Origin of the sequence: Amycolatopsis alba DSM 44262 (genome assembly GCF_000384215.1) — a bacterium.
Classification (GTDB): domain Bacteria; phylum Actinomycetota; class Actinomycetes; order Mycobacteriales; family Pseudonocardiaceae; genus Amycolatopsis; species Amycolatopsis alba.
The window spans coordinates 9,755,167-9,781,963 of sequence record NZ_KB913032.1 but is presented as its reverse complement, the minus strand read 5'-3'; the positions used below and the strand labels follow the sequence as shown (position 1 = coordinate 9,781,963).

The following is a 26,797-nucleotide window of genomic DNA, read 5'->3' as shown; positions in this document are numbered from 1 at the left end:
GGTGAAAGGTTCGCCGGGCGTGACGACCCTGGCTGTCGCTCTGGCCATGGCGTGGCCGCACGTCGAGAGCACGCGCCGGCTGGTCGCCGAGGTCGACCCGTCCGGAGGCGATCTGGCGATGCGGTTCGGCCTGCCGGCCACCCCAGGGCTCGTGAGCCTCGCCGCCGCGGCACGCCGTACTCGTGATCCCGCGATGGTGTGGGACCACACCCAGACCCTGCCCGGCGGCGTCCGCGCGCTGGTGGCCCCACCGGGTGGCACGCACGCGCGCGCCGCACTGTCGACCCTGGCCACGGCTCCGGACGAGCCGCTGCTGCCCATCGTGGCCCGCGACACGAGTGTGGTGGTGCTCGCCGATTGCGGACGGGTGGATCCCGCATCACCGGCCGAGGCGATCGCGCGCTGCGCCGATGCTCTGGTGTTGGTGACTGGTACTCAGGGCGACGACCTCGCGCATGCCGCGGCGCGGCTGGGGGAACTGGCGCGCTGGACGCCACGTCCCGGCTTGCTGCTGACCGGGGATGGTTATCCGACCGTGGATGTCGAGCGTGAGCTGGGGATACCCGCGATCGGACGTCTCCCGCACGACCCGGTCACTGCCGCCACACTGACCGGGCACCGGCAGCCACCGGCTCGCCGCCGCGGCACCAACGGTGGTCTTGCCCGCCACGCCGCCGCTCTCGCCCGCACTCTCGCTGTACCCGTCAGTCCCATGGCCCCGCTTCCGGGGTCCGTACCGGCCGGTGTCCCAGGGGTACCTGCCCAGCAGGTGCGCCGACCCGGTGGCGTTCCCATCACCCCGCCCGCCTTCGGGCTACGCACGGCGTCCGCGCCGCATCGAGTGGGCGATCCGCGGCACAACGGCCATCAGCCCAGCACTTCCGGGAAGGAGCCACGCTCATGACGCAGACCGACCTCGCCGCCGCGGGCGATACGGGGGATGCCGAGCAGCGGTTGCACACTCGGCTCCGACAGGCGCTGACCACGGATCTGCCTGGCCGGGTCGAGATCGCTTCCCGTATGGGCGGCGGTGTGTTGAGCGTGGCGCGGCGTCGCGAGATCGGCCGCCAGGTCCTCGACATCGCGGTGGCCGCACATAGCGAGGCCGAACTTCTCGCCGGACGTGCCCTCGTGGACTCCGTAGTCGAGCAGCGAGTCGTCGACCAGGTTCTGGATGAGGTGTTCGGGTTGGGCGGACTGCAGCCGCTGCTGGCGGATCGCTCGGTGGAGACGATCGCGGTCAACCGCTTCGACCGGGTGTTCGTGCAGTACAACGACGGCCGCCGTGCCCAAGTAGCGCCGGTGGCTTCGTCGGACGCGGAACTCACCGACCTGATCCGCACCCTCGCCGCTCGGGCGTCGTCAGAGGAGCGCAGATTCGACCGCGGCAGTCCGGCACTGAACCTCCAGCTGCCCGGCGGTGAACGGCTCTTCGCCGTCCTCGGCCTGACAGCGGGTGGCGTGACGGCGTGCACGATCCGCCGGCACGGCTACCTCACCGCCACCCTTCCGCAGTTACGTCGCCGCGGCACCCTCGACATCGGCCTGGAACGGTTCTTGCGCGCGATGGTGCGGACGCGGAAGAACGTGCTGATCACCGGCGGCACCGGAGCCGGGAAAACCACGCTGCTGCGGGGCCTGGCCGCGGAGATTGACCCACTGGAGCGGATCGTCACTGTCGAGGACGCCTTCGAACTCGGCCTGGACCGAGACCCGGAGCGGCACGCCGATGTCACCGCCCTGCAGGCCCGCGAACCCAACGTCGAGGGCGAGGGCGCCATCGACCAGGCAGAGCTGGTCCGCTGGGGCCTGCGCATGTCCCCGGACCGGGTCATCGTCGGTGAGATCCGCGGGCCTGAGGTCATTCCGATGTGCAACGCGATGTCGCAGGGCAACGACGGCTCCATGGCCACCCTCCACGCGTCCAGCTCGAAGATCGCGTTCACCCGCCTCGCCTCCTACGCCGCCCAAGGTCCGGAACGGCTCCCGCTGGAGGCCACCGCGCTGCTCGTGGCGAGCGCGGTGCACTTCGTGGTGCACCTCGACCGGGCCGTCGACCGGACGACGCGGGTGATCGCCTCGATCCGGGAGGTGATCGACGCCGAGGCCGGGGTGGTGATCTCCAACGAGGTCTATCGCCGCGGCCCGGACCGTCGTGCCGTCCCGGTAGCGGGGGCGCTGCGCGCCGACACCCTCGACGACCTCGCCGCCGCCGGATTCGACCCGGACCTGCTGTCCCGTCCGGAGGGGCGGTGGACGCCATGACCATCGACACCACCACCATGATCGACGCCGCACTCGGCTTGGGCGCCGCCGTCGGCCTGCTGCTGATCGCGGCCGCCTGGCGCCGGCCCGCGGCGGTGCCGTCGTCCTCGCGCTCTCATCCGCTGCTGCGCTCCGCACGCGACCAGGCCGGAGACCGGCGGGTTCTGCTACGCCTAGCTGTGGTGGTTGGTATGGGCGTGCTGACCGGGGCTGCGACCGGGTGGGTGGTCGGCGCGGTGCTGGCCGCCGCTGGAGCGTGGTTCCTGCCCCGGCTGGTCGGCCCGGACCGCGCCCACGCCCGCCGGGTCGCGCGGATCGAGGCCATCGCGTCGTGGACGGAGATGCTGCGCGACGTCCTGTCCGCCGCGGCGGGACTCGAGCAAGCCATCCTCGTCACCGTCGGCCTCGCGCCTGCGGCCATCCGCAGCGAGGTCGCCACCCTCACCGCGAGGCTGCAAAGCGGGCAGCGACTGGCACCGGCCCTGCGGGCTCTCGCACGCGAGCTGGACGACCCGACCGCGGACCTCGTCCTCGCCGCCCTCGTCCTCGCGGCCGAGCACCAGGCCCGCCAGCTCGGCGACCTGCTCGGCTCACTGGCCACCACCGCCCGCGAACAGGCCGCGATGCGGATGCGCGTGGAGACCGGACGGGCACGGACCCGGACCTCGGTGCGGGTCATCGTCGCCACCACCCTCGGCTTCGCTATCGGGGTCGTGGTGCTCAACCGTGCCTACCTCGACGTCTACAACACCGCCACCGGCCAGCTCGTCCTGCTGCTCATCGGATCCCTGTTCGCGGCCGGGTTCGCCTGGCTCGCCCGGATCGCGGCCGGCGGACGGCAACCGCAGGTGCTCGCCCTGGACACTCCGGACGCCACCGGCGCGCGAGACGGCGCAGCGACCTCAGGTGGAGGCGAGCGCTCATGATCCCCGCTCTCGTCTTCGGCACGGGCGCTGGTGCCGGGCTGTGGCTGCTGCTGGCCTGGGCCGTGCCACCTCGCCCGGCGCTGAGCGACCGGCTAGCCCAGGTCAGCGCCGGGCGGCCGGCTATGCCGATCGTCCTCACCGGTGACGCCGCGTGGGTGCGCGCCTGGGGCCGCGTGTTCGTGTCCGGCCTGCGGATGTTCGGGCTTCCCGGCGCGAAGATCGAAGCCGATTTGCGGGTCACCGGCCGCGGCGTCGACACCCACCTGGCGTCCAAAGCCGTGCTCGCCGTTGCAGGGCTGCTGGCGCCGTGGCTGCTGCAGGCGTTGCTGGCCCTGGGCGGGCTGTCGCTGGGTGCCGAGGTGCCTTTGCTGGCCGGTCTCGTGCTCGCTGCGGTCGGCTTCCTGGCCCCCGACCTCGAGGTCCGTGCCAAGGCCACCCGGTCGCGGCGCGAGTTCCGCGACGCGCTTTCGGCCTTCCTCGACCTCGTCTGGATCACGCTCGCCGGGGGAGCCGGGGTCGAGGCCGCCCTTGGCGATGCCGCGGCTGTGGGGACCGGGCCGGCGTTCGACAAGATCCGCCGCGCCCTTCACGCCGCCCAGCTGACCCGCACCACCCCCTGGGCCACGCTGCGCCGGCTCGGCGAGGAACTCGGCATCACCGAACTCGCCGAACTCGCCGCGTCGATCTCCCTGGCCGGCACCGAAGGCGCCCGCGTCCGCGCGTCCCTGGCCGCGAAAGCCCAGGCGCTGCGTACCCACCAGGTCACCGACGCAGAGACCGATGCCCAGGCCGCCACCGAGCGCATGGCCCTGCCAGTCACCTTGCTCTTCCTCGGATTCCTGGGATTCATCGCCTACCCCGCGGTCATCCAGGTCCTCAACGGCCTCTAGCCAGCCCGCACCTAGCGTGAAGAAAGCCTTTCGCGGAAAAGAAAGAAGGAGCCATGAAGCAATACGTCCGTACGATATGGACGGTGGTGTCGGCGAGGATCGCCGTGCTGCGGGCCGAACCCGAGCGCGGTGAGATCACCACCACCGTCATCGTCACCGCCCTGATGGCCATCGCCGCGATCGCGATCATCGCGATCATCGTCGCGAAACTGACCGAGAAGGCCAGTTCCATCAACCTCGGGATCGGCTGACCATGACGGCCCGACACCGCTCATCGCGGCGGCCTTCCGGTTCACTGTCCCGCCGTGTCCGGCACGCGTTGTCCGGGGACCGGGGTGAGGTCACCGTCGAGCTGGTCATCGCGACACCGTTGCTGCTGCTGGCGTTGCTGGCGATCATCCAGTTCGCCGTGTGGTCCCACGCGACCCACGTCGCCCAGGCCGCCGCCTCACAAGCGCTTGCCGCGGCCCGCGTCCAGCACGGTACCGCCGACGCCGGGCATGCTGCGGGGCAGCGGCTGCTCGACGACCTCGCCGCCGGCCCGCTACGCGAGCCCCGGCTCACCGTGCTCCGGGACGCGGCCTCGGTGTCGGTGAGTGTCCGTGGCGAGGCCGCCATGGTCCTGCCCGGTGTGCAGCTGCACGTGCACGCCGAAACCGCTGGCGAGGTCGAGCGTTTCGTGCCCGACAGGGGCACCACACCCTGACTTTTTCTTATCCAGAAACAGCTTCTGGTACGAGACCGACAGGAGTCACCTGATGGGCGACCTCAGACATTCACCGGTGCTCAACGGCGTGTTCCCGGACGGGCCGGATCTCGTGTTGCTCCATCCCGCCGTCAGCGCACGCCACTGGCGGCGCCGCGAGATCCTCGCCGCGCTGCGACCGGAGACTGTCCTGAAAGGACTGGCCGGTGTGTCCGTCGTGGGATTCGCACTGCTGGCGGGAAACGGATTCGCAGGGAAGTTCATCCTCACTGCTGTGGCGCTGATCGTCGTGCTCGCCGGCTGGCGGGCACGGTGCGCGGTGCGCGAGTACCGGGGGTTGCGCGATGACGTGCCCCGGACCCGGTTGCGACGCGGAGAGGGGTGGCGCAGCAGGGATTTCGCCGACCTCGGGCCTGATGTCGCGAGGATGGTGCGCGAATTACTGGCGGGTGTCGACGAGCTGCACCGCACACCGGCCCGCGCCTGGATCGAACCCGCACTCCCAGGAGAGGCGCACCGGGTGGTGTGGGAGGCCCTGTGCTGCCTGGACCGCGGCCGCGACGCGCACGCGCTCGCCGAGGAACTCGCCACCGACCCCGACGCCGGCGAAGACCTGGTGGCCGCGGCACGCCAGGCGGTCACCACGATCGACCACGACCTGGACGAAGTCGCCCGGCATCTGCGCGGCTGCCTGGTGCTGACCCGCGCGTGGGAAACGAAACTACGGCGCACCGACCTGACTCACCGCGCCGACCGTGTCCTGGCCGCACTGCCCGGCCGCACCGAGCTGCGCGGCCTGACCAGCGCTGCGGAAATGCTGCCGCGGAACGTCTTCGCTCACGTCACCGCCGCCCGCGACCTCACCCAGGCCGGGGAATTCCCCTGGGAACGGCCACCCTCACAGTGGCCCCGCCTCACGCTGCTCCCACCGCACCGCGCGACCCCACCAGGACCCGGCGACCCGGCAGGGGAGGAGCAGCCGTGAGGATGCAAGGAATCCGGCTGGCCGCACGGGCCTGGTGGCGCGCCGAGCGCGGTTCGGTGACCGCCGAAGCCGTCCTGCTGACGCCGGTGCTGGTCATGCTGCTGGTGCTGTTGGCGGTGGTGGTGCACCGCGGCGTCGACGCGCGGCTGCGGCTCGACGACGCCGCGCACCAGGGCGCCCGCGCCGCCACGCTGCACCGCAGCACCACGGCCGCGACCGCCGCCGCCCGCGACACCGCCGGCTCCGCGCTCAACCACGCGGGGGTGGTGTGCCGCGACGTGACGACCACGATGTCCGGCACCCTGGCCCCGGCCAGCGCGGTGACCGTGCAGGTCCGCTGCACCGTCGACTTCGGCCAGGCCGTCCTGCTCGGCGTCCCCGGCGGGAAGACCCTGGTCTCCTCCGCCAGCGAAGTCGTCGACACCTACCGGTCCCAGGCCCAGCGGGGTGGTGGCTGATGGCGTTGTCAGCGCGCGAGGGCGGGAACGCAGGCGCGGAGCTGGGCGCCGGTCAGCGTCCGGTGCTCGAGCAACGCTCCGGCGATACGGCCGATGTCCGCCCAATGCCGGTCGACGAGGTCCTGCGCGATCCCGGCCCACGGATCGGGTTGCCGGCCGGAGAACCCGTAGGCCTGGCGGGCCTGGGTGATCAGGGCGAGGTCGTCGTGCCCGCCGCACAGGTAGGAGCCGAGGCGGATGTCCTCGTCGGTCACGTCGTCGTCGAGGCGGTCGGCCAGGCTGGTCGCCTCGAGGACGTAGCGTGCCTGGGCGAGCGGACCGGCATGGGCGACGACCGCTACCGACGACACATCGACACGGCGGGGCCGGACCGCGGTGAAACCCGCGCGCCCGGCGCCTCGGGGCCGGAGCGTGACGTAGCGCAGCGATCGGCCTTGCAACAGGTAGACGATCGCGTGGCCGGCCTCGTGCCACGCGGTCCTCGGTCAGCTCAGGCGATGCCAGCGTCGCGGTCACACCACTCATTCTCGCCGCCCCAGTGTCTCGTCGTGTACCGGCGTGCCCAGCGCGTCCGTGTACCGGCTGCGCCGGTGGTGGCGTGCCGAGGAAGGCCGGGTGACCGCGTTCGTGCTCGCTCTCCTGCTCGGGCTGCTCGCCCTGACCGGGCTGAGCCTGGACGGCGGCCTCGCCCTGGCGAGCAAGGTCCGCGCCGGCGGGCAGGCCGAGTCCGCCGCCCGCGCCGGCGCCCAGGCGCTCGACCTCGCCGCCTATCGCGCCACCGGCGCGGTTCGCGTCGATCCGGCGCGGGCGCGTGACCTCGCGCAGCGCTACCTCGACAGTGTCGGCGCGACCGGCACGGTGACAGTCGCCGGGGAGACGGTGACGGTCACGGTCACCGCCGTCTACCGGACCCAGCTGCTGTCGCTGGCCGGGATCGACGACATCCACACCCACGGACGAGGCGCGGCACATCCGCAGCGCGGGGTCGCCGGCATCGAGCCCTGACCCACCCTCTGCCAACGGAAGGGAGAACACCGGAATGGTCACCACAGACGAAGAGATCGCTCGCCGCCTGGAAGAAACCGATTCCGCGCGCAGCGCCCGCCGTCAGCGAGCGGCGGCCACCGTCGGACAGCTGGCGCGCCGGCACACCGACTTGGCCGGGCAGCTCGCCGACCTCGAACGCGAGCTCGGCGAGGTCCTCACCGCGGCCGCCGACGTCATCGACGTGCCTGAGCTCGCCGCGGTCACCGACGTTCCCGCCGCCGACCTCACCCACTGGCGCGACCAGACGACCAAATCCAGCCGCGCCGGCAAACGCAAACGTCCCGACATCGCGAAGAAGAGCAGCTCTCCCGGTAAGAACACCCCGGAGGCCACCCCGGCGCGCGCCACCCAGCCCACCGGGCCCGCACCGGAAGCCGGCGGCAACGGCGGGATAGCCCTCGCCGCGGCGAGTACCTGATGCCTGGCCGCGTGCCGTTCACGCGCACCGCGCGGCTGCTGGGCCGGGTGACGCGGGGACTGTTCGCCGCCGTCGTGCTGACAGGGCTGGTGGCGGGCCTGCCGTGGGCGCTGATCCACGGCGTCGGCTGGCCGCTGCCGGATCACCTGCCAGGCCTGGACGAGATCGGCTCGCGGCTGATGACGTCCATGTCCACACGGTTCCTGCTCAACACCCTCGCCTGCCTGGCCTGGCTGCTGTGGCTGGTGTTCGTCCTCGACCTCGCCGCGTGCGCGGCCGACGTCGCCCGCGGAGCACGGCTACCGGACCTGAGACTGCAGACAGGCCCGGTGCGGCGCGTCGCGGCTGTGCTCGTCGGCTCCCTGCTTGTGGCCGTGCTGGACCGTACCGCCACCGCCGCGCCCCTCACCCCCGCCGACGCCGCACAACCCGCCGGTCACGCCCAGGTGGCTGTCACCACGCCCAGCGCCACGGCACCGGATATCCAGGAACAGACCCGAGTTCGGGCCGCGCCCAGGACCGAGCGGGTCCGCCCGCCGGAGAACGGCGTGCACGACTCGCTGTGGAGAATTGCGCAACGCTGCCTGGGCGAGGGCGATCGCTGGCCGGAAATCTGGGCCCTCAACCACGGCAGCGCCCAGCCCGGCGGACGGACCCTGACCAACCCGAACCGGATCCACCCCGGCGACACCCTCCACCTCCCCACCACCAGCCCGCCGCCTGACCCACCTGGGCCGCCCCTGGCGGGATCGACGCCCGCGCCCCCGGTACCCGCGCCCGAACCGGCACCACCGGCACCGAGCACGACCACACCACCGTCCTCGGAGACCGCTCCGGCCGCGACGCCTACCGCCGCTCCCGCTACGGACAGACCTGCCGGCGGAGTGGTGAGCTGGGGCAGCGGCGAGGTGTTCGTCAGCCTGGGCCTGGCCGCGGCGGTCAGCGCCCTGCTCGTGCTCACGCGCCGGCGGCGCCACGCCCGCTACTGGCCGGGCAGCGGACGGCGCGACGACGACCCGCCCGCCGCCCCGGTGGTGTATCAGCTGCGCCTGGCTCATCTGCGCGCCCAGCACCACGACGAAGACTGTGAACTGGACGCCGAGACCGCACCGGAAGGAACGGGCGACGAGGCCCGCCCGACGGTGTTCCTACCTCGTGTCCGCCGTGTGATCGGCGCCGCCACACCCGCTGGTGGCGTCGCCGGACCGGCGACGCTGCCATCCGTGGTCGACATCGCGCTCGACACCACGCCCTCGCACGCCGACGGTGAGGCCGCTACAGCCGGTGAGGGTATCCAGATCGCCCTCGATCTGGCCCATGTCCACGGCCTCGGCCTGGTCGGGCCCGGCGGCTACGCCGCGGCCCGCGCCCTGCTGCTCACTCTTCTGACCACCGCGTCCGAGAACGCGTCCACGCGCAGGGTCTACGTGCCCAGCGCCGACGTGGCCCGCCTGCTCGGTGTGCCAGGTGCTACCACCGACCTGCCGGAGTCGATCACCGTGGTGGCTGACCTGGACACCGCCCTGGCCTCCATCGAGGCCCCGGTGCCGCCGCGGCCCGCCGTCCTGATCGCATCCCCACCCGGTGATCCTGGCCGGCAGGCGCGGGTGCAGCACCTGCTCGACAACCACGGCCAGGACGGGCTCACCGCGCTGCTGCTGGGCCAATGGCGGGCCGGGGTGACCGCCTACGTCACCGGCGGCGGCATCATTTCGGCCACCGATCCCGGCCTCGGCGAACCCCTGCGCGGGACCCGCGCCTTCACCCTGCCCGAGACCGCGACCCGCGACCTCCTGGCCTTCCTCCGCACCACCGCACCCCGCGACAGCGGCACCACCGACGCCGACCCGCCCCGCGACGGCCCCGAACCCCGGCAGGCAGCGACACCACCGGACACGGCTTTCCCGGCCTCGCCGGGGAACGCCGCAGGCGATCCCCGGCGACTGGAGATCACCGCGGGACCGCCCGCGCCGGAACTGTCCCCGGCCGGCACCTCTGGCGAAACACCCCGCCCGCACGCGGTCGGCACGGAGCCGAGGCCACCCGCGCCGCTGGCGCTGACGGTCTTCGGCGCCCCGGCCCTGCATTGGCGACTCGACCCCGGCCCGGTGGGGGAGACGCGCGACCTCACCGGTGAGCTGAGCAGCCGCCCGCTCGAACTACTGGTTTTCCTCGCGGTGCATCCCGGCGGAGTGTCGCGGGACGTGGTCGTCGACGCCCTGTGGCCGAACGCGCCGCCCCGCAATCCCGCCAGCGTGCTGCGCACCGTCCTGTCGCGTATCCGGCGCGCCCTCGACACCGCTACCCGCGGCACCGTCGGCGAGCTGGTCCTGGCCGAGCACGGTCAGTACCGGCTCGACCCGGCTGTGGTGGAGGCGGACTACTGGAACTTCGCCGACGCGGTGACCCGCCGCCGGACCGCCGGCACCGCCGAGCGGCGCGCTGAGGGCTACGAGGCGATCGTGGCGCACTACGGCGGTGCCCTGGCCGAAGGCCTGGACGCCGACTGGCTCACCGCCGCCCGGGAAGCGACACGGCGCGACGCGCTCGACGCCGTGGCCGCGCTCGCCCGCACCCAGGTCGGGACCGACCCCGACTACACCTTGGATCTGCTGGAAACCGCGCGGGCGTTCGATCCACACAACGAGCTGATTTACCGCGACATCATGCGCCTGCAGCACACCCTCGGCCGGCACGACGCCATCTCCCGCACCCTTCACCTCCTGCGAACCCGCCTCGCCGAAATCGACACCACGCCCACCGCGGACACCGTCAGCCTCGCCCAGCGCTTGCGCGCCCGCGCCACCGGGATACCGGCCGAGGAATTCTCTCCATCCACGGCGCCATGAATGACCACGCCACAGGTTCGCGAACACGTCCCACCCCTTCGGGAATCAAGGCGTGCTTCCCGCGCGGTAAAGGTATTTGCGCGGAACAGCGAAATACCTCGATTTCCCGCCGCGATTCCGCCCGCGCCGATGCTAGCGTCGACCGTGGCAGCACAACCATCGAGGCCAGAGAAAAAGAACTTCGTGGGCGCACAAACGCATTCCCCGGCACGTCTGACATCGGCTCTCACCGAGTGTTATCGGCGACTCTCGCGCGCCGCAAAGACACTCCACCGCCGTGGCGATCCGCATATCCGGCGCGCGGACACCGCCTCGCATGCCGGACCCGCACCGTCGGCGCGGTCACTCAGTGCCGTCCCCGCCGCCTCCGGCGGCGCGGAGCGCGACTGCCAACCGTGGGGCCGCCGACCCGGCCTATCAGCCTCGTCCTCCGGTATCCGCCTAAAGTGGATCCCCCCGTGTCAGACGTTCTCGCAGGCCACACCCCCTCCAGGGGGATCCACCGGTATCCCAGACTCGCTTGACGCCAAGCAGGTGAACACATCAGGCCCGGCGGCGATGTCACGCGGCTCCGTCATCTGCTCACCAATACTCACCCCGGTACCTCGCTCGCCTTCCCTCTTTCCTTCATTGCCGTACTATTTATTGAAAAGGACTACATTCATCCGCGGTTTCACCCGTGGTCAGCCGTCTCTTTCCATTGCAATGCGCAACCTCCTGACCTGCGCAAACAGGTCCATGAAAGCATACGCATTCACGCGAAAAGATAGGCAAAATTCCCTGGAATTAACCCGGAAAACTATTGCGCGGGCACCGGGGGCCGAGTTATGTTTGTTGTGTCACCGGGAAACCGGAAATCACAACAAACCACCGCGCCGGGCGCGAATGGCCCCGGAAAGCGGAAACCGGAAAATTCGCGATTGGGGATTTCTATGTGCTACGCCGGCACCACCGACAACCCCGACGGCACCGCCGCCGCGCACTGCTATTGCGGTTGGTCCAACACCTACCCCGACCACGACACCGCCGACGCCGCCGCCGAAACCACGCACGGGAAGCCGAAGCGGCGGAAGCCGAATTCGCCGCCACCCACTGACCGCGCCAACATCCATACGCGAACGGGGCGAACACCATGAACCGCGACGCCGCCACGCCACACCCGGACGTGCCGACCATGCACGCCGCCGCCGTCACCGCAATCACCGCCCACGACTGCGAACGCTGGGTGTGCACATGCGGGAACACGCCGCACAGTAGCGGTTTTTGCATGATCGACAGGAATGGCGACGACACCGCCCACGCCCCCGAACGGTGGGTCGAACCCTTGTACAAGTGCGACGGATGCGGGCACGTGATCGACGCCGCGACCTACGACGACACCGCCCACACCGTCGCCGTCGTAGGCGGTCTTCCCCGCTTCGGCTAGTGAACACCCCCGCCGCGAAAACCGCGACACCACAACGAAAGGGCAACACCGTGAACGACAACGACGACTCACCGGAACGCGTGGTGTACGTGGTCGACCCGACCATGGGCCGTGACGTGCAACCCGAACTGGTGACCCGCACCAACACCGAAAACGAGTGCGCCGTCACGGGTGTGGTGATCGACCCCGCCGACCGTCAACAACTGTTGTACGGCACCGTAACCGGTCCCGACGGCCGTTTCGTCGGTAGCTACTTTCCCGCCGACATCGTGCGGCAATCGGAGTGGCGGGTGGTGACCGCCGACGGCGCGGAATACCCCGCCCCCAGCGAAGGCCACGCCGTGCTCGCGCTCACCACCACGTTGCGCCGCGCGTAGCAATCCGCACCCAACCGCACCGGTCCCCACGTCGCCAACACGTCGAAACCCATTGCTGTGAAGGGAAACCAGCACGATGACCACGAACGCCACGACTCCGGCCACGGGCACCGCGCCCGCCGCCCCGGGCGCGGCCAACCGGTTGCGCGGCGGCGAACTCCGCCGCATGGTGGCCGAACTGCTCACTCAGCAACCCGGCAACGCCGGACTGACGGCGGGTGCCGCCGCCCGACTCCTGAGCCGGTCATCCGGCGCGGTGGGCAACGCCTTGGAAACCCTGGCATCGCGCGGGGAAGCGGACTACATGGGACAGCCGTCCCGTGCTTACCGTGCGAACGCCAACACCGCCGCCGCCGCGACCGCCGTGATCAGCACGCGCACCACCGAACCCGCCACTGCAACCGCCGCCACGCCGCCCGTCACGCCGAAACGCGCCCCCTGGCCGAAAGCGCCCGCGCTGGTGACCACACCCGTACGGCGCCCGAACGGGCAGCTCTACCACCCGCGCAAACTGGCGGGAAGTTCGGACGTGACAGTGTTGCGGCGGTTGCGGCAGAACAAAATTCCCTCGCTGCTGTACGGGCCCCCCGGCACGGGTAAGACGTCGCTGGTCGAGGCGGCGTTCGGTGATGCGGTGACCCTTCCGGGCGACAGTGACACCACGGTGGACGACATCGTGGGCGGGTACGTGCCCGCCCTGGGCGGAACCTACGAGTTCGCGCACGGGCCGCTGGTGACCGCGATGCGTGAGGGGCGCGCGTTCTTCATCGACGACTTCACCCTGATTCCCGCGCCCGTGCTCGCGGTCGTGTACCCGGTCATGGACGGGCGCGGGCACATCACCATCAAGACCAACAACTGGGAACGGGTCGACGCCGCACCCGGTTTCTACGTGGTGGGTGGGCACAACCCTGGGGTACACGGCGCGGTATTGAGTCCCGCGCTGGCATCGAGGTTCCGGGTCAAGATCGAGGTGACCACCGACTACGACCTCGCCGCCCGGATCGGGGTCGACCCGAAAGCGGTGCGGGTCGCGAAGAACCTCGCCGCACGGCACCGGAAGGGCGAGATCGGGTGGGCGCCCCAGATGCGGGAACTCCTCGCGTTCAAAGACGCCACCGCCGCGCTGGACACCATCACCGCCGCCGGGAACCTGATCGCCGCCGCGCCGGAAGAAGACCAGGACATCGTCGCCGACGTGGTCCGCAACATCTTCGGCGCCCACGTCACCCCGCTCGCCGTCGGCGAACAGTTCTAGCCCCCGCCCCACCGGTTCCGCCGACCGCGACCGTCCGGAAAGGACCTACGATGACCGCGGATATCGCCGCACCCGCCGCCGCACCGACCGCCGTGTTCCCCGCCAAACCGGGATGGCTGACCCTCTCCGCCCGGTTCGGGGACGAGGTTCCCGCCATAGCCGACCGCGACGACCTCGTGGTCACCGTCGCCCCCGGAGCGGGCCACGACGCCCCCGCGTGTTTCTTCCCCGACCTCGCGGCCATCGAAGTCGACGGAACTTATCTCCCCAGCGGGGTCGACCCCGCCACCGTCGAACCGCACCGGGTCGGGGATCGTAAGCGCTACCGCACATTGTGGGGGCTGCTGACCCACGAATCCGCCCACGCGCGGCATTCGGTATGGCGTAAGCCTCCTGGGGCGCCACCGGGCGCGGCGGCGGCCGCGATCCTGCTGGAAGAGTCCAGGATCGAAGCCGCGCACTTGCGACGCCGCCCGCAGGACCGGTACTGGCTGCGGGGGAGCGCCACGAACCTCATTCTCGCCGACACCCGCGCCAACGACCCTGCCGCCGCACCGACCATGACGAAACAGGATGCCGCGCAGACTGCCGCGCTGTTGCTGGCACGCGTGGACGGCGGTGTCCTCAACCGTCGCGAAGTCGCTCAGGTCGAACGGGTCGTGCGCGGCATTCTCGGCGACGACACCCTCGCCGACCTGCGCGCCATCTGGCGCACGGCGCACCGTGTCGCCGACGACAACGCCACCGCCATGATCGAACTCGGGCACCGCTGGTGCGAGGTCCTCGGCGACGACCCCGACCAGCCGCCGCCCGAACGCGACGGAAGCGCCCAGCCCGGTAGCGGGAACGGGAAGCCGTCACCGTTGGCGCAAGCGATCACCGCCACTGCCGCCGCCATCACCAGCGCGGCCGCCGACGACCCCGCGCCCACTGATCCCGTCACCATGGCCATGGAGGCACGGGCCGCCGAGGACGCCGCCCGCGCCCGCGCGGTTCGCGTGGCGAACAAGACCTTCGGCAGCGGGACCAGCCCGCACGCCACCCACATCACGGGCACCCGCCCGCCCACCACAGACGAACGCACCGCCGCGCGGCACTTGGCCCGCGCGCTGACCACCGCCGGAGTCCGTGACCGCACCACCACCACGACCACCTCGGTCATACCGCCCGGACGGCTACGGGTGCGCGGCGCCATGACCGCCGCCGCGCAACGCGCGGCGGGCGCCATCCCCACCGCCGAACCCTTCACCCGCACCACCCGCACCACCCGCACAACCGTGCCCGCACCGCCACTACGGCTCGGTATCGCCTGCGACGTCACCGATTCCATGACGGACTACACGGCACCGGTCGCCTCGGCCGCGTGGATTCTCGCCCACGCCGCACATCACACCGATGTGCCCGCCACCACCGCGACCGTGACCTTCGGCTCGGGCCTGGTCACCCCGATCACCCGCCCCGGAGCCACCCCCGCCCGGATCACCGAATTCGGCACAGGCCTCGCCGGACACGTCATCGACGACGCCATCGAAGCCCTCGACGGCGCCCTCGACCTCTCCCGTCCGAACGCCGCCCGCCTCCTGGTGGTCATCTCCGATGGTGACTTCGAGGACGAGACCCGCGAACCGGGCCAGCGACTCCTCGATCGCCTACGCGCCACAGGATGCGCGGTCCTGTGGCTGCTTCCCGGCGGTAGCCCGTGGAATCGGCCGATGGACGGCGTCACGAATCACACGCTCACCGACCCCGCCGCCACCGCCCGCGCCATCGGACAAGCCGCCACCGCCGCGCTGCGCGCCACACGCTAACCACCCCCAGACCCCAGGCGGGGTGGGCACCCTCCCCCTCATGTCCGCCCCGCCTGGGCCCACACCGAGACCAGGAGATGACTTACCGATGACCGATACCACCATCGCCACCGTGGGCGAGCTGATCGCCGCCCTCGACCGCTACGACCCGGCAACCCCGTTGCGGCTCGCGACACAACCCGACTACCCACTGGAACACCTTCTCGCGCGGGTCGCGTGCACCCCGGACCATGCCGACGGCGACAGGCCCGCCGACACCGACCAGCCCGTGGTGTGGCTCGGCGCGGGCGAACAGGTCGGATATGCGCCCGCGCCCGCCACAGACGCGCTGGGGTGGTCGTAATGGCCACCAACGAAACACACGGCGCCACACGAAGTCTCGCTGGCAGACCGCGCGATCACCGTCGCCCGCCGACACCGCGCCATCGACCCGCGCGCCTTCGCCGACCGCGACACGATCCCGTCCTCGTGGAATCGCCGCGCGATCACCACCACCCATCTTGCGGTCGCGCTCGGCGTCGGTGTCGAGTCCGTGATCGTGCGGGACGACCCCGACCGACGATACGGAATCGGCGCCAGTACCAGCCTGGGCGACCTCATCGAGGTCACCAGCGACGGCCGCGCCTGGTACTTCATTCCCGACATGACCAGGTTCGTGATGTGGTCCTGGCTGTTACTCGGCCCGTGCCCGGACTGCGAGGCACCGCGGGTCCCGGTTCACGCGAGTCGCTGGCCTCGCCGACCTCGGTGCTCACCTCGACCCCGAGTCCGAGCACCACGGTCTCGACACCGCGCCGATCGAATTCCACGGCGACCCTGGCCACCACCCGCACTGCCTCTACTCCGCGAACGTGTCGGAACTCCGCGCGGGACGCCGAAAGGAGCCCCTGTCATGACAACGACCACAGTCGCGGCGGCTGACAAACCCGCCCGCATCAGCAAAGACGACCGAGTGGCCCTCGCCGCGATCGACGTCGCGACCGCGCTACCGGGCAAGTGGACGGTCGGCCGTGGCCGAGACCGAGACCAGGTCGCCGACGTCGTGTGCTTGGCCACCGGGGACCGTGTCGGCTTCGAGCCGGTACCAGGACCGGGCGCGTGGCGCTACCGGCTCGTTCCGGGGGACCTGCCGCGAGAACTTGACGACGTTTTCCTCTGGCACCGAGACCCGTTTCCTGCTGCCACGTTCGCCGTCGGCGCTCCGGCCGCCGAGGTCGCGACCGACATCCACCAGCGGCTGATCCCGGCCTTCCGCCAGTGGCTCGACCGCGCCCAGACCGCCCGACGCGAACGCGCCAAAACCCAAGCGCGCCTGTACAAAGCTCAGCGCGAGATCGCCGACCAACTGGAAAAGGCGTTTCCGCAGGCACCTCAACCTGCTCGCATCTACTTCATCAGCGACGACCTCGTGAGCATCACGCTGACCATGGCGGCCGACGACGCACTCGCCCGCATTCCCGTGCTCGCACAGGCACTCCGTGACGACACCACCACCGCACCGTCCACATCGACGGAAACCCAGGAGACGACATGACCACGATCAACGCCACCCTCACACGCCCGCGCCCCCGCGATCCTCGCAAGGCCTCCCGCGTTGAGGTCTTCCTCGGCACAGGCCCTGGAACCCAGTACGTCGGCTACCTGGAATCCGCATACCCGGACGGGACACCCGACCCCGCGACCGTCGCCTTACTGCCCGTCGGACGGCGATTCCTGACCGCTACCACCGAGACCGGCTTCCGCTCCGCGCTGGACATCTTGGCTGAGGCATGGTCGATGTGCGGGTTCGGGCCAGCGGTGTCCGACTGCAACCACGACATCGCGACGTGGAAGGCGTGGCGGCGCAGAGACCTCGATGTGGGCGGCGCATACACCTTTGACGGCGGGCGAGTGCTGTACCTGCCCGAAGGTGTCTTCGCTATCGACAACGCCGAGAACGACTGGCACACCGTCACTCTTGGCCACGTGCAGCTTCCGGCTCGGGGAGATATCACGCTCGCTGGGCGAGCACGTATGGCCTTCGACCGGGCGCGACGGCAAGACCCCGGTCCCGACCTCGGCCGCGACCCCGCCTACCTCAAGCGCGCCGCCCTCCGCCGTGCCCTGGGACGTGACGTGGCCGAGGAGTTCGGCGTGGCGAGAACGGCGGTGATGGTCACCGACGACCCCGACCGTCAGCACGGCGGGTGGAACTGGTTCCGGGTGACCATCACCGACGGCGGCACCGAGTACCGGCTGACCTGTTTCAACGGCACGGTGGACGACCTGCGTGTACTCGGGCCGTGCCCGGAATGCGACGGCGACGTACCGTTGATCTCGGCCAACGACCCCGCCGCGCTGGGACGCTACCTCGACGCTCGGGCCACGGGCACACCCGTGCCGTGCCCGCCTGGACTGACCTCCGGAGTCGGCCACACACCCGCCTGCCCGGTCCGCGAGGACCTCTGACCAGGCCACCCCGCGCACCCCAAGGAGAGGACTTCGTGATGGTCACGCGTACCGACTTCTACCTCGGCACCGGGCCGACGGCGCAGTGGCTGGGTTCGCTGCAGTTCGCCTGTCACCCCGACAACCTCCTCAAAGACCCCTACGGCCGCGCCGCGCTGACCGCGCGACAACCCTCGGCCTACCAGACGGCGGTGGGAGACCTGCTGCTGATGTGGGCAGTCGGAGGACTCGGCGCGGCACACGAGCCCCGCAACGGGTGGCCCTGGGACTGGGACACCAGCCACAGCAATGACTGGATCATCACCCACTACGACGGCGCCGCGCACATGACGGCGGGCGGCGGCGACCGCTGGCACCGCCTCGACCCCGACGACCCGCGCCCGCCGTTGCGGTGCGGCCCGCCGGACTTGGCGAGATGGCTGTGCGACCCGGGCGCGCCCCCCGCGCTCCGGCTCCCGGCCTTCCGCGCTCCCGGCGTGACCGACCCCGTGACCAGCTGGCAGCAGCCCTGAGTGCCAAGCCCCGTGGAAGACAGCCCCATTTCCGTGCCACCCAAAGCGAATCGGAGGAGAACTAGTGCAGGACAGGAAGAAGCGTCTCTTGTGGACAGTGCTGGCCGTGGTCCTACCCGGACCGTGGACCCCGGTGGTCGTGCTCGCCTACGTCCTCGACCGCCTCGCTGACCGTGACCGGGAGACGCCGTGCCACGACGGGGCCCCGCCGTATCCGCCGCCCGATCCGTACGCCTGTGTCCCGGCTCCAGGGAGCCGAACCCGCATTGCGCCGTCACGGTAAGGAGGACCTGGCGATGTCGAGCAGCACCGACTTCTACCTCGGACGCGGCGAGGCCGCCGAGTGGATCGGCTCCCTGCACGGGGAGTGCTACCCCGAGAACTTCCACGCCGTCCCACCCTTGAGGCTGGCGGTGACCGCGACCGACGAGGCGACGTTCCGCGCGGCCGTGGCCGACATTCTCGATATCTGGGAGGAGGAACCGCTCGGTCACGCGTACCGGCGCGAGCTCGGCTGGCCATGGCCGTGGTACTCCAGCCACAACAGCAGCTGGATCATCACCTTCGACCCCGGCGACAGCGCGGTGTTCGTCACGGTCGGCGGCGGTATTCGCTGGCACTGCATCGACCCGCACAACCCCAGGTTCCCCGAAGGCGACGACCCGCTCGGCCCACCGGACCTCTACGCGTGGCTGCGTGATCCGGCCGCGCCACCCTCGGTGCCGATGCCGTTGATGCGAGAGAAACCCTCCGACATGCCGATCATCGGCGGTGATACCCGATGAGTAGCACGACGCACGACTTCTACCTCGGGCGCGGCGAAGACGCCGCTTGGCTCGGCTCGGTTCGTCTCGGCACCACCCCGGATGGCCGCTGGTTCGACGAGATCACCCGGACCCGGTCCGCGGCCGAGTTCCTCACCCTCGTCGCCCTCTTCCTGCGCACCGCCGAGATCCACGAGGCCGGCGAGGTGACCCTCGGCAACCAGGCGTGGCCGTGGCCTTGGCCCACCAGCCACGGCACGGACTATGTCCATGCGTTCGACACCGGCGCTGTGGACCGCGAGACGGGGTGACCGGTGGTCGCTGCGCGCCGACGAGTACATCCCGCCCGGACTGGACGAGACACTGCTGGTGTTCCCGGCCATGCGCGAGTACTGCGACTACACCGGGATCGACGCCGCCGACACCACCACCCGCCGCTACGGGCCGCTGCTGGGCGACAGCTACCTCCACGACCTGCCCCAGCTCGGGCTGCGGATCCTGGCCGACCTCACCGGGCCACCGGTACCCGGCGCACCCAGCGCCCTCACCGAGCTCCGGGCACAGCTACCACCGCACCTGCGCTACGCCGTCACGGCCGACGAGACGGCGGTGGAGCTGGGATTCGAGGTCTTCGGCTACCGCGACGGCGACCCCGCCGCCAAGACCACCGCCCAGGCCTTGTGGACGCTGCCCGCCCTTTACGGATGGGCCGATCCCCTCGGCGGGCCTCCCCGCTTCGGCGTACGCGTGCTCATCGCCGACGACGGCCGCCACACCCACGCACCCGGTGCTGGGTGATCCGCGCGCCCGCGCGGTGCTCACCGCTTTCTGATCGCGTTCCAGTCACAACTCCCGAAGGAGACGACACCGATGTCACCGAACACCTCACCTGCCGACCCTGCCACTACGACAGAGGCGCGCAGTGCCGCCGAGCACTGCGCCGCCGCCGAGGCCCTGTTTACCCGCGCCCGCGAGATCTACCCGACACTCAGCAGCCGCGCGCACGACCAAGATGAATACCGGCGCTGCCTCGACTGGGCGCGCATGCACCTGCGCCTCGCCGAGACCATTACCGCCGGAGCCAGTCTGGTCCTCGCCCACCGACAACTGCGCGCGAACCCCGACGTGCCCCTGTACGACACCTACATCAATGCCGAGACCCGGCCGTGGAACGAGTACATCAAGAACCAGCACGACCCGGCAGAGAGGTCGGCATGAGCACTCCGCGTTGGTTGCGTCGTCGTGGGTGGAGGCAGCGGTCCTGCCCGCGCTGCCACGCCAAGATCGGCCGCGTCCACCACGAGCGGTGCCCCGTGGCTCGCTGCCTGGCCACCGCGCTGCAGCGCACAGGCCACGATGAAACCTGCCCGTGTCCGGAAGACACCTGGTCTGGGCGATGGCCCGGCGCGGCCGAGTGCTTCGAGTACGGCTGGACCTACGGGGACGGTCTCCCCGACTTCAACCGCCTGATGTCCACTGCCGCCTGGGATCCGGTCGCGCATCGCTGGATACGCCCCGTCCACCAGACCTCGACCGACCACGGCACGACTGCCGAAGAAGCGCCTCGATGACCGACACTCACCAATCGGCCGGTTTCACGCGCGGGGCAGCGATCTCGCCGAGGGCTACCTTTCAGATCGCCTCGGAGAAATCCGAGGGTGACGTATACCCGGTCGCGACGTCGGCGAGTGCTGCGGGGCTCCGCACGAGCGTTGGTGCCAGGCCTCTGCGTCCTCGGATGCGTAGCGACACCGCCCTAGAGGCGGCGTTGCACGTGCACCGACCGCTCATCATGCCCGGCAGGCCCACCCGGCCGACGGCCATCTCCAGGCGGTCCAGCCCGAGTCCTGCGATCCTGGCACACACCTTCAACGCCGCACAGGGAAGGACGTACTCGCCATGCCGACCGCCGGATCACCCGCGCGCTCCGCGGCGCCCACCCTGTTCGACCTCGCGTCTCTCTCGCTCACCCACGCCGACGTGTTCGCACTGTCTGGCGATCAGCGGGCTGTCCTCGACCGCGTGCGGCGGTGCCTCGCCGACGAGGACGGCCCGAGGGCCGTGGTCGTGGTTGCCGGGGCCGCGGGCACGGGCAAGAGCGCTCTCGCGCTGACTCTGCTCGGCGAGGTCCTGCGCGCCGGCTACCGGGCCCGGCATGCCACAGGCTCGCAGGCGTTCACCACCGCGCTGCGCAAGACCGCCGGACACGGCTCCCGCGCCACCCAGAGGCTCTTCCAGTACTTCGGCACCGCCACCGACACCGACCCGGACAGCCTGGATCTGCTCGTTTGCGATGACGCGCACCAGCTGAGGGCCACCTCGAACACCCGCTACACGCCCGCCTCGCGCCGCAGCGACCGTACCCAGGCCGCGCAGTTGCTCGAGGCCGCCCGCGTCGTGGTGTTCCTCCTCGACGAGGACCAGGTGATCCGCCCTGGGCAGCTCGGTAACCGCGACTACCTCGCCGCCGCCGCCCGGATCTGCGGCGCGGCCGTGCACACCGCCGAGCTGACGAGCCAGCACCGCCACCGCAGTGTCCGCTACGACAGCTGGGTCCGTCGGCTCCTCGGCCTCGACGACCCATCGTGCCCGCCGACCCGATGGAACGCGGATAAAGAACCCGCCTCCCGGTTCGAGCTACGGGTTGCCGACAGTCCCGGCGAGCTGGAGCAGCTTCTGCGCACGAAGACCGACCTCGGCGCGAGCACCCGGATCACGGCCGGGTTGTGCTGGCCGTGGAACGAGGCGAGGCCAGGAAATCCGCTGTTCGAGGACATCGTGATCGGCGATTGGCGCCGCCCGTGGAATGTGAAGGGCCAGCGCGCGGTCAACGGGCTGCCGCCCTCGCCGTTGTGGGCGATCGATCCCGCGGGCGCCGGCCAGGTCGGCAACGTCTACAGCGCGCAAGGCTTCGAGTACGACTACGGCGGCCTCATCCTCGGCCCCGACCTCCTCTGGCGCGACGACCAGTGGGTCACCGATCCCGCCACCACCTACGACGACGCCCTCAACGGCGCGATAGCAGCCGACGTCGACCTGTGGGTGCGCCGCACCTACCGCGTGCTGCTCACCCGCGTCAGGGCGGGCACCGTGCTCTACTCCACCGATGCCGAAACCCGCGCCCTGCTGCACGACCTGATCGACACGTAGCCGACAGGCCCCGCCGCTGCCACCAGTCCCATGGGATATACGGCCCATCGACGTTATAGAGCAACGAAAAGAACAGTCGCCCCCGCGTGCGGGGCCGGGCGCGATGCGGCCTACGGCGGCGTGCGTAGATGGCACCGCCACCTAACACCCGGTGTCGCAGGCGATCCACGACGCTACCGGGGTCTCGACCTACGCGCCGGGGGCATGAAAGATCCGCGCGCAGGACCGGGTTGCCCCTGGGGCGGGGTGGTGGTCCTGCGCGCGGATCCAGGCGGGGTGAGCCGTCAGGCTTTCAGCGCGGGCTCGGCGGCGTCGGTGTTCGTGTTCGGGACGTCGGTCTTGTCCGGGTTGATGGCGAACCGCTTCGGCGCCTCGCATGTCTTGATCGCGTACCCGTCGGCGACCAGCTTCTCCAGGGCGTTGTTGACCGCGCCCCCCGAACGGCCGAGGTCCTTGCCGATTTTGGCGGGCCCGAAGTCCTCGCCCTGGTGTTCGGTCAGGTACTCCTCCACCATGGCTCGCAGCCCGCCCTTGGGCAGTCGGTCCTTGTCCGGGCGGTTGGTGTCAGCGATCGCAGGCGGTTCCGCCGCAGACGGCTCGGTTCCGGTCGTGCTGTCAGCCGGATCCCCCGGTGCGGTGTCGGGTGCCGGGTTGGTGTCGTTCTCGACGTCGGCGGCAATGACCGGACCGGCCTTGTCGTCGGTGGTGTCCGTGGCGTGGGGCTCCGCGTCGTGATCGGCGTCCGACCCGGTGGTGTCCTGCGCTGCCGTGGTGTCGGCGATGGTTGCGCCGTCGGTGTTGGAGGTGGTCTCCGCTGCCGCCTCGGTGCCGTCGGCGGTGTCGCTCGCTGTGGTGTCCGGTCGCGTGTCCTCGATGCCGGGTGTGGCATCACGGTCCGACGGGGCGAGCGCCCACGTGTCGGGATTGCGCGGGCCGTCTCCGGCGGTCCGGATCGCGGTGCCGTTGCGCCCCCAGCGGGCCAGGATCTTCGCGGCGGTCGAACGGCCGACTCCGGCGGTCATCGCCAGTGCGGCGGTCGTGGAGGCGGGATTGGCGGTCAGCGCCGCCCGCACTTTGTCTTCCGTGGTGGGCGTGTTCTGCGTGCCGGGCGCATCGGACACGGCATGCAGGTGGCGGCCGCCGTCGGTGGCGTCGGCGATCGGGGCGGTGCTGGTGGTGCGGTTCTTGCGGGACATGACGGTCTCCATGCGTTAGGTATGGAATGGGGATGGTCATGCCCCGGCCGGGGCGTTTGGCCCGCCGGTGCGCATCCGGTTGTTCGGGCTACACGTCTATGGACGCTTCGTCACCGCGCCATTGTCAAGCGATCCGTCAAACATGATAGGTGTCTCATGTGGACAGCGCTGCTTGTTTGACTAACTGGTGACGTGGTTCGTGGCAAGCGGCAACCAGGCAGAGACGCCGTCACCAGTTGTGATCGCGACGCCACACGAGGTCTTTCCCGGCGGCGGACAAGACGGCGTCTGAGACGTCCTCCGCCCTTGCCGTTGTGGGCGCGGCCGTATCCGCGCTTGAACCCGTAGGCCCGGTAGTGACCGTCATCGAAATGGTCACTGTCCACCTTGCGGACGCCACGGTGACGGCGACACGCGCTCATACCCGGCATTGTCTTCCCCTTTCTCGGTTGAGCCGACACTTTCCCTGCGCGACGCTTTCGCCCAGAGGTCTGCGGTGCGCAGGGTAGGGATCGGAGTTGTCACCATTGATGCTTCCGTCAAGGCGCGAAGTCAAGTCCGTCAATGACGATCTGTGGCCAGCGCCAGCTATCGCTGGCAATGACGCTCAGCGGTCGAAACCGTCCGCGTGCGAAGGGATCGTCGCGGTAAACCCACTACGGGGCATGGGCACTGCCCGCCGTCGGTGCCGAGCCGCACCGCGTGAGCTTTCCCGCTGTGATCGACCCCGCCCGTCATCACGGGCCGTGGGTACGGCCCCGGTTGCGTCCGGAGGCCGCCGAGGCGCTGTGCGAGTGACTCATCGTGGTGTATCCGATCGCCCCGGGCTGGTATCCGCTGGCCGTATCGAGGACGATCTGCCTGGTGGTATTCACCGGGGAGGCCGCCTGCCAGCGTCACGACGTTGCTCTCGGTGAGAACGGCCGTTACCCGCTCGGCGAGCTGGGCCGCTGGTTCCTGTCCGGCCCGACCCGCACCCGCGAACGCTTCCACCGCCAGCTCGATGTGCTGCGCGACGCCAAGCGGCACTACCCGCGACCGGGCGAGATCGTGGTCACCTGCGATCCTGACAACCTGCCCGTGAGCGGGTTTCCCGCCCGGATCGACACCTCGCCCGGCGCGCGGGCTCTAGTGTTCCGGCCGGAGATCGCCGAGGCCGTGGCGGTGTGGTGCGCGACGAGCCACGACCTGGCTCCCGGCGACCACCCGCTGGTGTACTTCGATGGCGACACCCTCGTCGATGTCCACCAGCACCGGCGCATCGACGACGGCTATCTGCCGTTGCGGATCGCCCCCGATCAGGACGGTAACTAGCGGATCGACAGCCAGGAATGGACTTTCCAGGCCGTCTCGGAGAAATCCGAGGGTCAATCAGCATCCGGCCGCGACATCGCGGCAGAGCCAGGCGGCCGAGACACCAACCTCTAGGGGCGGCCACGGTCGAGTCTTGAGACTCCGGGCACACGTTCGCCCCTAGCACTGAGGAGAGGTCCGTACTCATTCATGCCGACCACCTCATCACCCCCGCGCTCCCGCGGCACCTGCCTCGGTTCGGACCTCGCAGCGAAAGGCCGAGTTCGGCGCGAGCACCTGGATGACGGCCGGGTTGTGCTGGCCGTGGAAGCGACGCGGGACCGGGAAATCTGTTGGTCGAGCACGTCGTGATCGGTGGCGCGGACAGCAGAAGTAGTGAGGTCACTTCAGTCGACCATCCGGTGGGCCAGTTCTGCGGCAAGTGACCCCCTTGTTCGCGCAGATCAGAGTGACCTGTCGTCGGACGGCGGCTGTCTGCCTGGCCAGTGCTGTGGGCCGCTCGTGGCTTATAGAAAGAGGGCCGCTGTCCGATCCGTGCTGACTCGCAATGTGACGACACCCAGCAACCCAGTAGCCGGTCAAGGTCAAATGACGCAGACAGGCCCTGCCTCGCAGACAACACTTCACAGCGTTACGTCCTGGGGCTCAGGAAGGGGGCCAGCCGGGGTTGGGGTGCCCCGGCCTTGCGATTCAACGCGGAACAGCCGAACACTCGGACGTTGATCTTCGGCTCCCCAGATTAGCGAGTTGGCAACGTCCGTCATCGCCCCTGAAAAGCGCCGCATCTGCACGACCGCGCGGTGCGGCAGCAACAATCGGCACGGAGGAGTCACAATGAAGAAACTGAAGTCCGGACTCGCGCTAGCGGCATGTCTTGCCGGAGTTCTCAGCGTGGTGGTCCCAGGAACAGCCACGGCCACGGTCACCGCCCTGCCCGGTCTTTCCAACCGCATCACCTTCTGGGACGACACCGGCTACAAGGACACGTACAAGGACTTCGAACCCGGCAACGGCAGTGAGAACCTTGACGATGTCGGTTTCGGAGACAAAGCGAGCAGCTTCGTGAACAAGACGAGTACCTACTGGCTCATCTACGAACACAAAAACCGCGGGGGCAAGGCGCTCTGCGTTCGGCCCAATTCCCACCTGAGCAACATGGACAGTGTCTCGTTCGGGGACAAGATGTCCTCCATAGTCCAAGCACGTGGCGCGATCTCCAGCTGCAACGGCGCGACGGCCATCGGCTCGCCAAACTAAGTACACACGCCAGAGAAAAACCGATACCGCCTCGCGTAGCCCGAAGCGTCGGCATACGGACGAAACCGCTAACCGCAGCAAGCCGGGTTCCACGACGAGTCGGGTGACGAGGGCCTGGCCTCGTTGCGTAGCCAACGAGGCCAGGCCCTCGACATGCCACCCCCTTGGTAACCCCAGTTCCGTCGGCAGGTCCCATCCTTCCGGGTTCAGGAGGTGCGAACCCCTGGCGATCCCGTCAGCCGGAGCCAGCTATCGACTGCCTGGGCGACTGAAACTGGGCGAGAAGAATCTTTCGTTGATGCCTTAGGAGTCAATTCATGCAACGTATGAAGAGCGGGCGTGCCCGGCGCGCGGCGAGAGCAACGGTCGTACTCGGCGCGGCCACCGTCAGCCTTTGCGGTATTGCGAGCACAGCATCGGCGTCACCGACCATGGCAGTGGCAGCCTCCAAGCCATGCGGCTACTCGGAATCCGAGGGGCATGCCTGGTACAAACACTGCACGTCCGACGGTTCCCGGATTGTGATCCGCTTGGATGTTCCTCTCGGTCGCGACGAGGACAGGTGCGTCGGACCCGGCGAAACAGATCTTGGCCTGGCTTCCAGGTACCGTGGCGCCAAGTACACCGGCAGACTGTGTTAGCCGCGGCAGCTTGCCGTTCCCGTGAGTGCGCGTAGTCCGAGTCGAGCCGAACTGGACTTGCTTCGGTCCAGCGGGTGGTCCAACCACCCACCTCGTGACTGC

30 protein-coding genes and 1 pseudogene are annotated in these 26,797 nt (G+C 70.0%); 29 read left to right on the top strand and 2 right to left on the bottom strand.

Annotated features, from left to right (window positions below; translation table 11 throughout):
• Positions 1-19: 19 nt before the first annotated feature.
• From AMYAL_RS0145195 to AMYAL_RS0145155, 8 genes are read left to right on the top strand one after another with little or no spacing between them, the layout of a single operon-like run.
• Complete coding sequence (locus tag AMYAL_RS0145195; RefSeq protein ID WP_245193367.1) at positions 20-904, top strand: CpaE/TadZ family protein; 885 nt, start codon at positions 20-22, stop codon at positions 902-904.
• Positions 901-2,265 carry a TadA family conjugal transfer-associated ATPase gene (locus AMYAL_RS0145190; protein ID WP_020637921.1) on the top strand — a complete coding sequence of 455 codons (1,365 nt, stop codon included), beginning with the start codon at positions 901-903 and terminating at the stop codon, positions 2,263-2,265. Before AMYAL_RS0145195 ends, AMYAL_RS0145190 begins: the two co-directional genes overlap by 4 nt.
• Positions 2,262-3,191, top strand: a complete 930-nt coding sequence (locus AMYAL_RS0145185) for a type II secretion system F family protein (protein ID WP_039796146.1) — start codon at positions 2,262-2,264, stop codon at positions 3,189-3,191. The genes AMYAL_RS0145190 and AMYAL_RS0145185 overlap by 4 nt, the downstream gene beginning before the upstream one ends.
• Positions 3,188-4,081, top strand: a complete 894-nt coding sequence (locus AMYAL_RS0145180; protein ID WP_020637919.1) for a type II secretion system F family protein — start codon at positions 3,188-3,190, stop codon at positions 4,079-4,081. The genes AMYAL_RS0145185 and AMYAL_RS0145180 overlap by 4 nt, the downstream gene beginning before the upstream one ends.
• A 53-nt stretch (positions 4,082-4,134) precedes the next feature.
• On the top strand, positions 4,135-4,332 hold the full coding sequence (locus AMYAL_RS0145175; protein WP_020637918.1) for a hypothetical protein: 198 nt from the start codon (positions 4,135-4,137) through the stop codon (positions 4,330-4,332).
• Between the two features lie 2 nt (positions 4,333-4,334).
• The gene (locus AMYAL_RS47640; protein ID WP_020637917.1) at positions 4,335-4,787 is read left to right on the top strand and encodes a TadE/TadG family type IV pilus assembly protein; all 453 of its coding nucleotides are present in this window, start codon (positions 4,335-4,337) and stop codon (positions 4,785-4,787) included.
• A 52-nt stretch (positions 4,788-4,839) separates the two neighbouring features.
• Positions 4,840-5,772: a hypothetical protein gene (locus tag AMYAL_RS0145160; RefSeq protein ID WP_020637916.1), complete on the top strand. Its 933-nt coding sequence runs from the start codon at positions 4,840-4,842 to the stop codon at positions 5,770-5,772.
• 2 nt (positions 5,773-5,774) lie between these two features.
• Positions 5,775-6,230 (top strand): TadE/TadG family type IV pilus assembly protein, encoded by a 456-nt coding sequence (locus AMYAL_RS0145155; RefSeq protein WP_039795087.1) that lies wholly within the window; start codon positions 5,775-5,777, stop codon positions 6,228-6,230.
• Positions 6,231-6,238: 8 nt separating this feature from the next.
• Here AMYAL_RS0145155 and AMYAL_RS0145150 read toward each other — a convergent pair.
• A pseudogene (locus tag AMYAL_RS0145150) lies at positions 6,239-6,697 on the bottom strand (hypothetical protein); the annotation flags it as partial.
• A gap of 91 nt (positions 6,698-6,788) precedes the next feature.
• Between AMYAL_RS0145150 and AMYAL_RS0145145 the strand changes: the two are divergent.
• The 18 genes from AMYAL_RS0145145 to AMYAL_RS47625 all read left to right on the top strand — a co-directional run bounded on the left by AMYAL_RS0145145 (position 6,789) and on the right by AMYAL_RS47625 (position 22,287).
• Positions 6,789-7,235, top strand: a complete 447-nt coding sequence (locus tag AMYAL_RS0145145) for a pilus assembly protein TadG-related protein (protein ID WP_020637913.1) — start codon at positions 6,789-6,791, stop codon at positions 7,233-7,235.
• A 34-nt stretch (positions 7,236-7,269) separates the two neighbouring features.
• On the top strand, positions 7,270-7,695 hold the full coding sequence (locus tag AMYAL_RS0145140; RefSeq protein WP_020637912.1) for a hypothetical protein: 426 nt from the start codon (positions 7,270-7,272) through the stop codon (positions 7,693-7,695).
• On the top strand, positions 7,695-10,544 hold the full coding sequence (locus AMYAL_RS0145135; protein WP_039795085.1) for a BTAD domain-containing putative transcriptional regulator: 2,850 nt from the start codon (positions 7,695-7,697) through the stop codon (positions 10,542-10,544). The genes AMYAL_RS0145140 and AMYAL_RS0145135 overlap by 1 nt, the downstream gene beginning before the upstream one ends.
• Positions 10,545-11,464: 920 nt before the next feature.
• On the top strand, positions 11,465-11,680 hold the full coding sequence (locus AMYAL_RS49760; protein WP_157358239.1) for a hypothetical protein: 216 nt from the start codon (positions 11,465-11,467) through the stop codon (positions 11,678-11,680).
• On the top strand, positions 11,677-11,970 hold the full coding sequence (locus tag AMYAL_RS49755; protein WP_020637910.1) for a hypothetical protein: 294 nt from the start codon (positions 11,677-11,679) through the stop codon (positions 11,968-11,970). The genes AMYAL_RS49760 and AMYAL_RS49755 overlap by 4 nt, the downstream gene beginning before the upstream one ends.
• A gap of 50 nt (positions 11,971-12,020) precedes the next feature.
• Entirely contained in the window at positions 12,021-12,347 is a 327-nt protein-coding gene (locus AMYAL_RS0145120; protein ID WP_143267911.1) for a hypothetical protein, read from the top strand.
• A gap of 76 nt (positions 12,348-12,423) precedes the next feature.
• Positions 12,424-13,605 carry an AAA family ATPase gene (locus tag AMYAL_RS0145115; protein ID WP_020637908.1) on the top strand — a complete coding sequence of 394 codons (1,182 nt, stop codon included), beginning with the start codon at positions 12,424-12,426 and terminating at the stop codon, positions 13,603-13,605.
• Positions 13,606-13,655: 50 nt separating this feature from the next.
• On the top strand, positions 13,656-15,413 hold the full coding sequence (locus AMYAL_RS0145110) for a hypothetical protein (RefSeq protein ID WP_020637907.1): 1,758 nt from the start codon (positions 13,656-13,658) through the stop codon (positions 15,411-15,413).
• Positions 15,414-15,501: 88 nt separating this feature from the next.
• On the top strand, positions 15,502-15,756 hold the full coding sequence (locus AMYAL_RS0145105; RefSeq protein ID WP_020637906.1) for a hypothetical protein: 255 nt from the start codon (positions 15,502-15,504) through the stop codon (positions 15,754-15,756).
• A 549-nt stretch (positions 15,757-16,305) separates the two neighbouring features.
• On the top strand, positions 16,306-16,947 hold the full coding sequence (locus AMYAL_RS0145100; protein WP_020637905.1) for a hypothetical protein: 642 nt from the start codon (positions 16,306-16,308) through the stop codon (positions 16,945-16,947).
• A complete protein-coding gene (locus AMYAL_RS0145095; RefSeq protein WP_020637904.1) occupies positions 16,944-17,861 on the top strand; it encodes a hypothetical protein in 918 nt (305 codons plus the stop codon). Before AMYAL_RS0145100 ends, AMYAL_RS0145095 begins: the two co-directional genes overlap by 4 nt.
• A gap of 38 nt (positions 17,862-17,899) precedes the next feature.
• Complete coding sequence (locus tag AMYAL_RS0145090) at positions 17,900-18,373, top strand: hypothetical protein (protein WP_020637903.1); 474 nt, start codon at positions 17,900-17,902, stop codon at positions 18,371-18,373.
• A gap of 296 nt (positions 18,374-18,669) precedes the next feature.
• A complete protein-coding gene (locus AMYAL_RS0145085) occupies positions 18,670-19,158 on the top strand; it encodes a hypothetical protein (RefSeq protein WP_020637902.1) in 489 nt (162 codons plus the stop codon).
• Positions 19,155-19,448, top strand: a complete 294-nt coding sequence (locus AMYAL_RS50740) for a hypothetical protein (protein ID WP_020637901.1) — start codon at positions 19,155-19,157, stop codon at positions 19,446-19,448. Before AMYAL_RS0145085 ends, AMYAL_RS50740 begins: the two co-directional genes overlap by 4 nt.
• The gene (locus AMYAL_RS50735) at positions 19,408-19,935 is read left to right on the top strand and encodes a hypothetical protein (protein WP_020637900.1); all 528 of its coding nucleotides are present in this window, start codon (positions 19,408-19,410) and stop codon (positions 19,933-19,935) included. Before AMYAL_RS50740 ends, AMYAL_RS50735 begins: the two co-directional genes overlap by 41 nt.
• A gap of 72 nt (positions 19,936-20,007) precedes the next feature.
• The gene (locus tag AMYAL_RS0145070) at positions 20,008-20,355 is read left to right on the top strand and encodes a hypothetical protein (RefSeq protein ID WP_020637899.1); all 348 of its coding nucleotides are present in this window, start codon (positions 20,008-20,010) and stop codon (positions 20,353-20,355) included.
• Complete coding sequence (locus AMYAL_RS47630) at positions 20,352-20,708, top strand: hypothetical protein (protein WP_051137622.1); 357 nt, start codon at positions 20,352-20,354, stop codon at positions 20,706-20,708. The genes AMYAL_RS0145070 and AMYAL_RS47630 overlap by 4 nt, the downstream gene beginning before the upstream one ends.
• A 328-nt stretch (positions 20,709-21,036) precedes the next feature.
• Positions 21,037-22,287 (top strand): DNA/RNA helicase domain-containing protein, encoded by a 1,251-nt coding sequence (locus AMYAL_RS47625; RefSeq protein ID WP_020637898.1) that lies wholly within the window; start codon positions 21,037-21,039, stop codon positions 22,285-22,287.
• Positions 22,288-22,571: 284 nt separating this feature from the next.
• On the opposite strand, the gene AMYAL_RS0145060 is transcribed toward AMYAL_RS47625, so the two are convergent.
• Complete coding sequence (locus tag AMYAL_RS0145060) at positions 22,572-23,483, bottom strand: hypothetical protein (protein WP_020637897.1); 912 nt, start codon at positions 23,481-23,483, stop codon at positions 22,572-22,574.
• A gap of 804 nt (positions 23,484-24,287) precedes the next feature.
• Between AMYAL_RS0145060 and AMYAL_RS0145055 the strand changes: the two genes are divergently transcribed.
• The 3 genes from AMYAL_RS0145055 (at position 24,288) to AMYAL_RS51185 (ending at position 26,695) form a co-directional block, all read left to right on the top strand.
• A complete protein-coding gene (locus AMYAL_RS0145055; RefSeq protein ID WP_020637896.1) occupies positions 24,288-24,797 on the top strand; it encodes a hypothetical protein in 510 nt (169 codons plus the stop codon).
• Between the two features lie 834 nt (positions 24,798-25,631).
• Positions 25,632-26,054, top strand: a complete 423-nt coding sequence (locus AMYAL_RS0145050) for a beta/gamma crystallin family protein (RefSeq protein ID WP_025584751.1) — start codon at positions 25,632-25,634, stop codon at positions 26,052-26,054.
• Between the two features lie 317 nt (positions 26,055-26,371).
• Positions 26,372-26,695: a DUF6355 family natural product biosynthesis protein gene (locus AMYAL_RS51185; protein WP_425332231.1), complete on the top strand. Its 324-nt coding sequence runs from the start codon at positions 26,372-26,374 to the stop codon at positions 26,693-26,695.
• Positions 26,696-26,797: the final 102 nt, after the last annotated feature.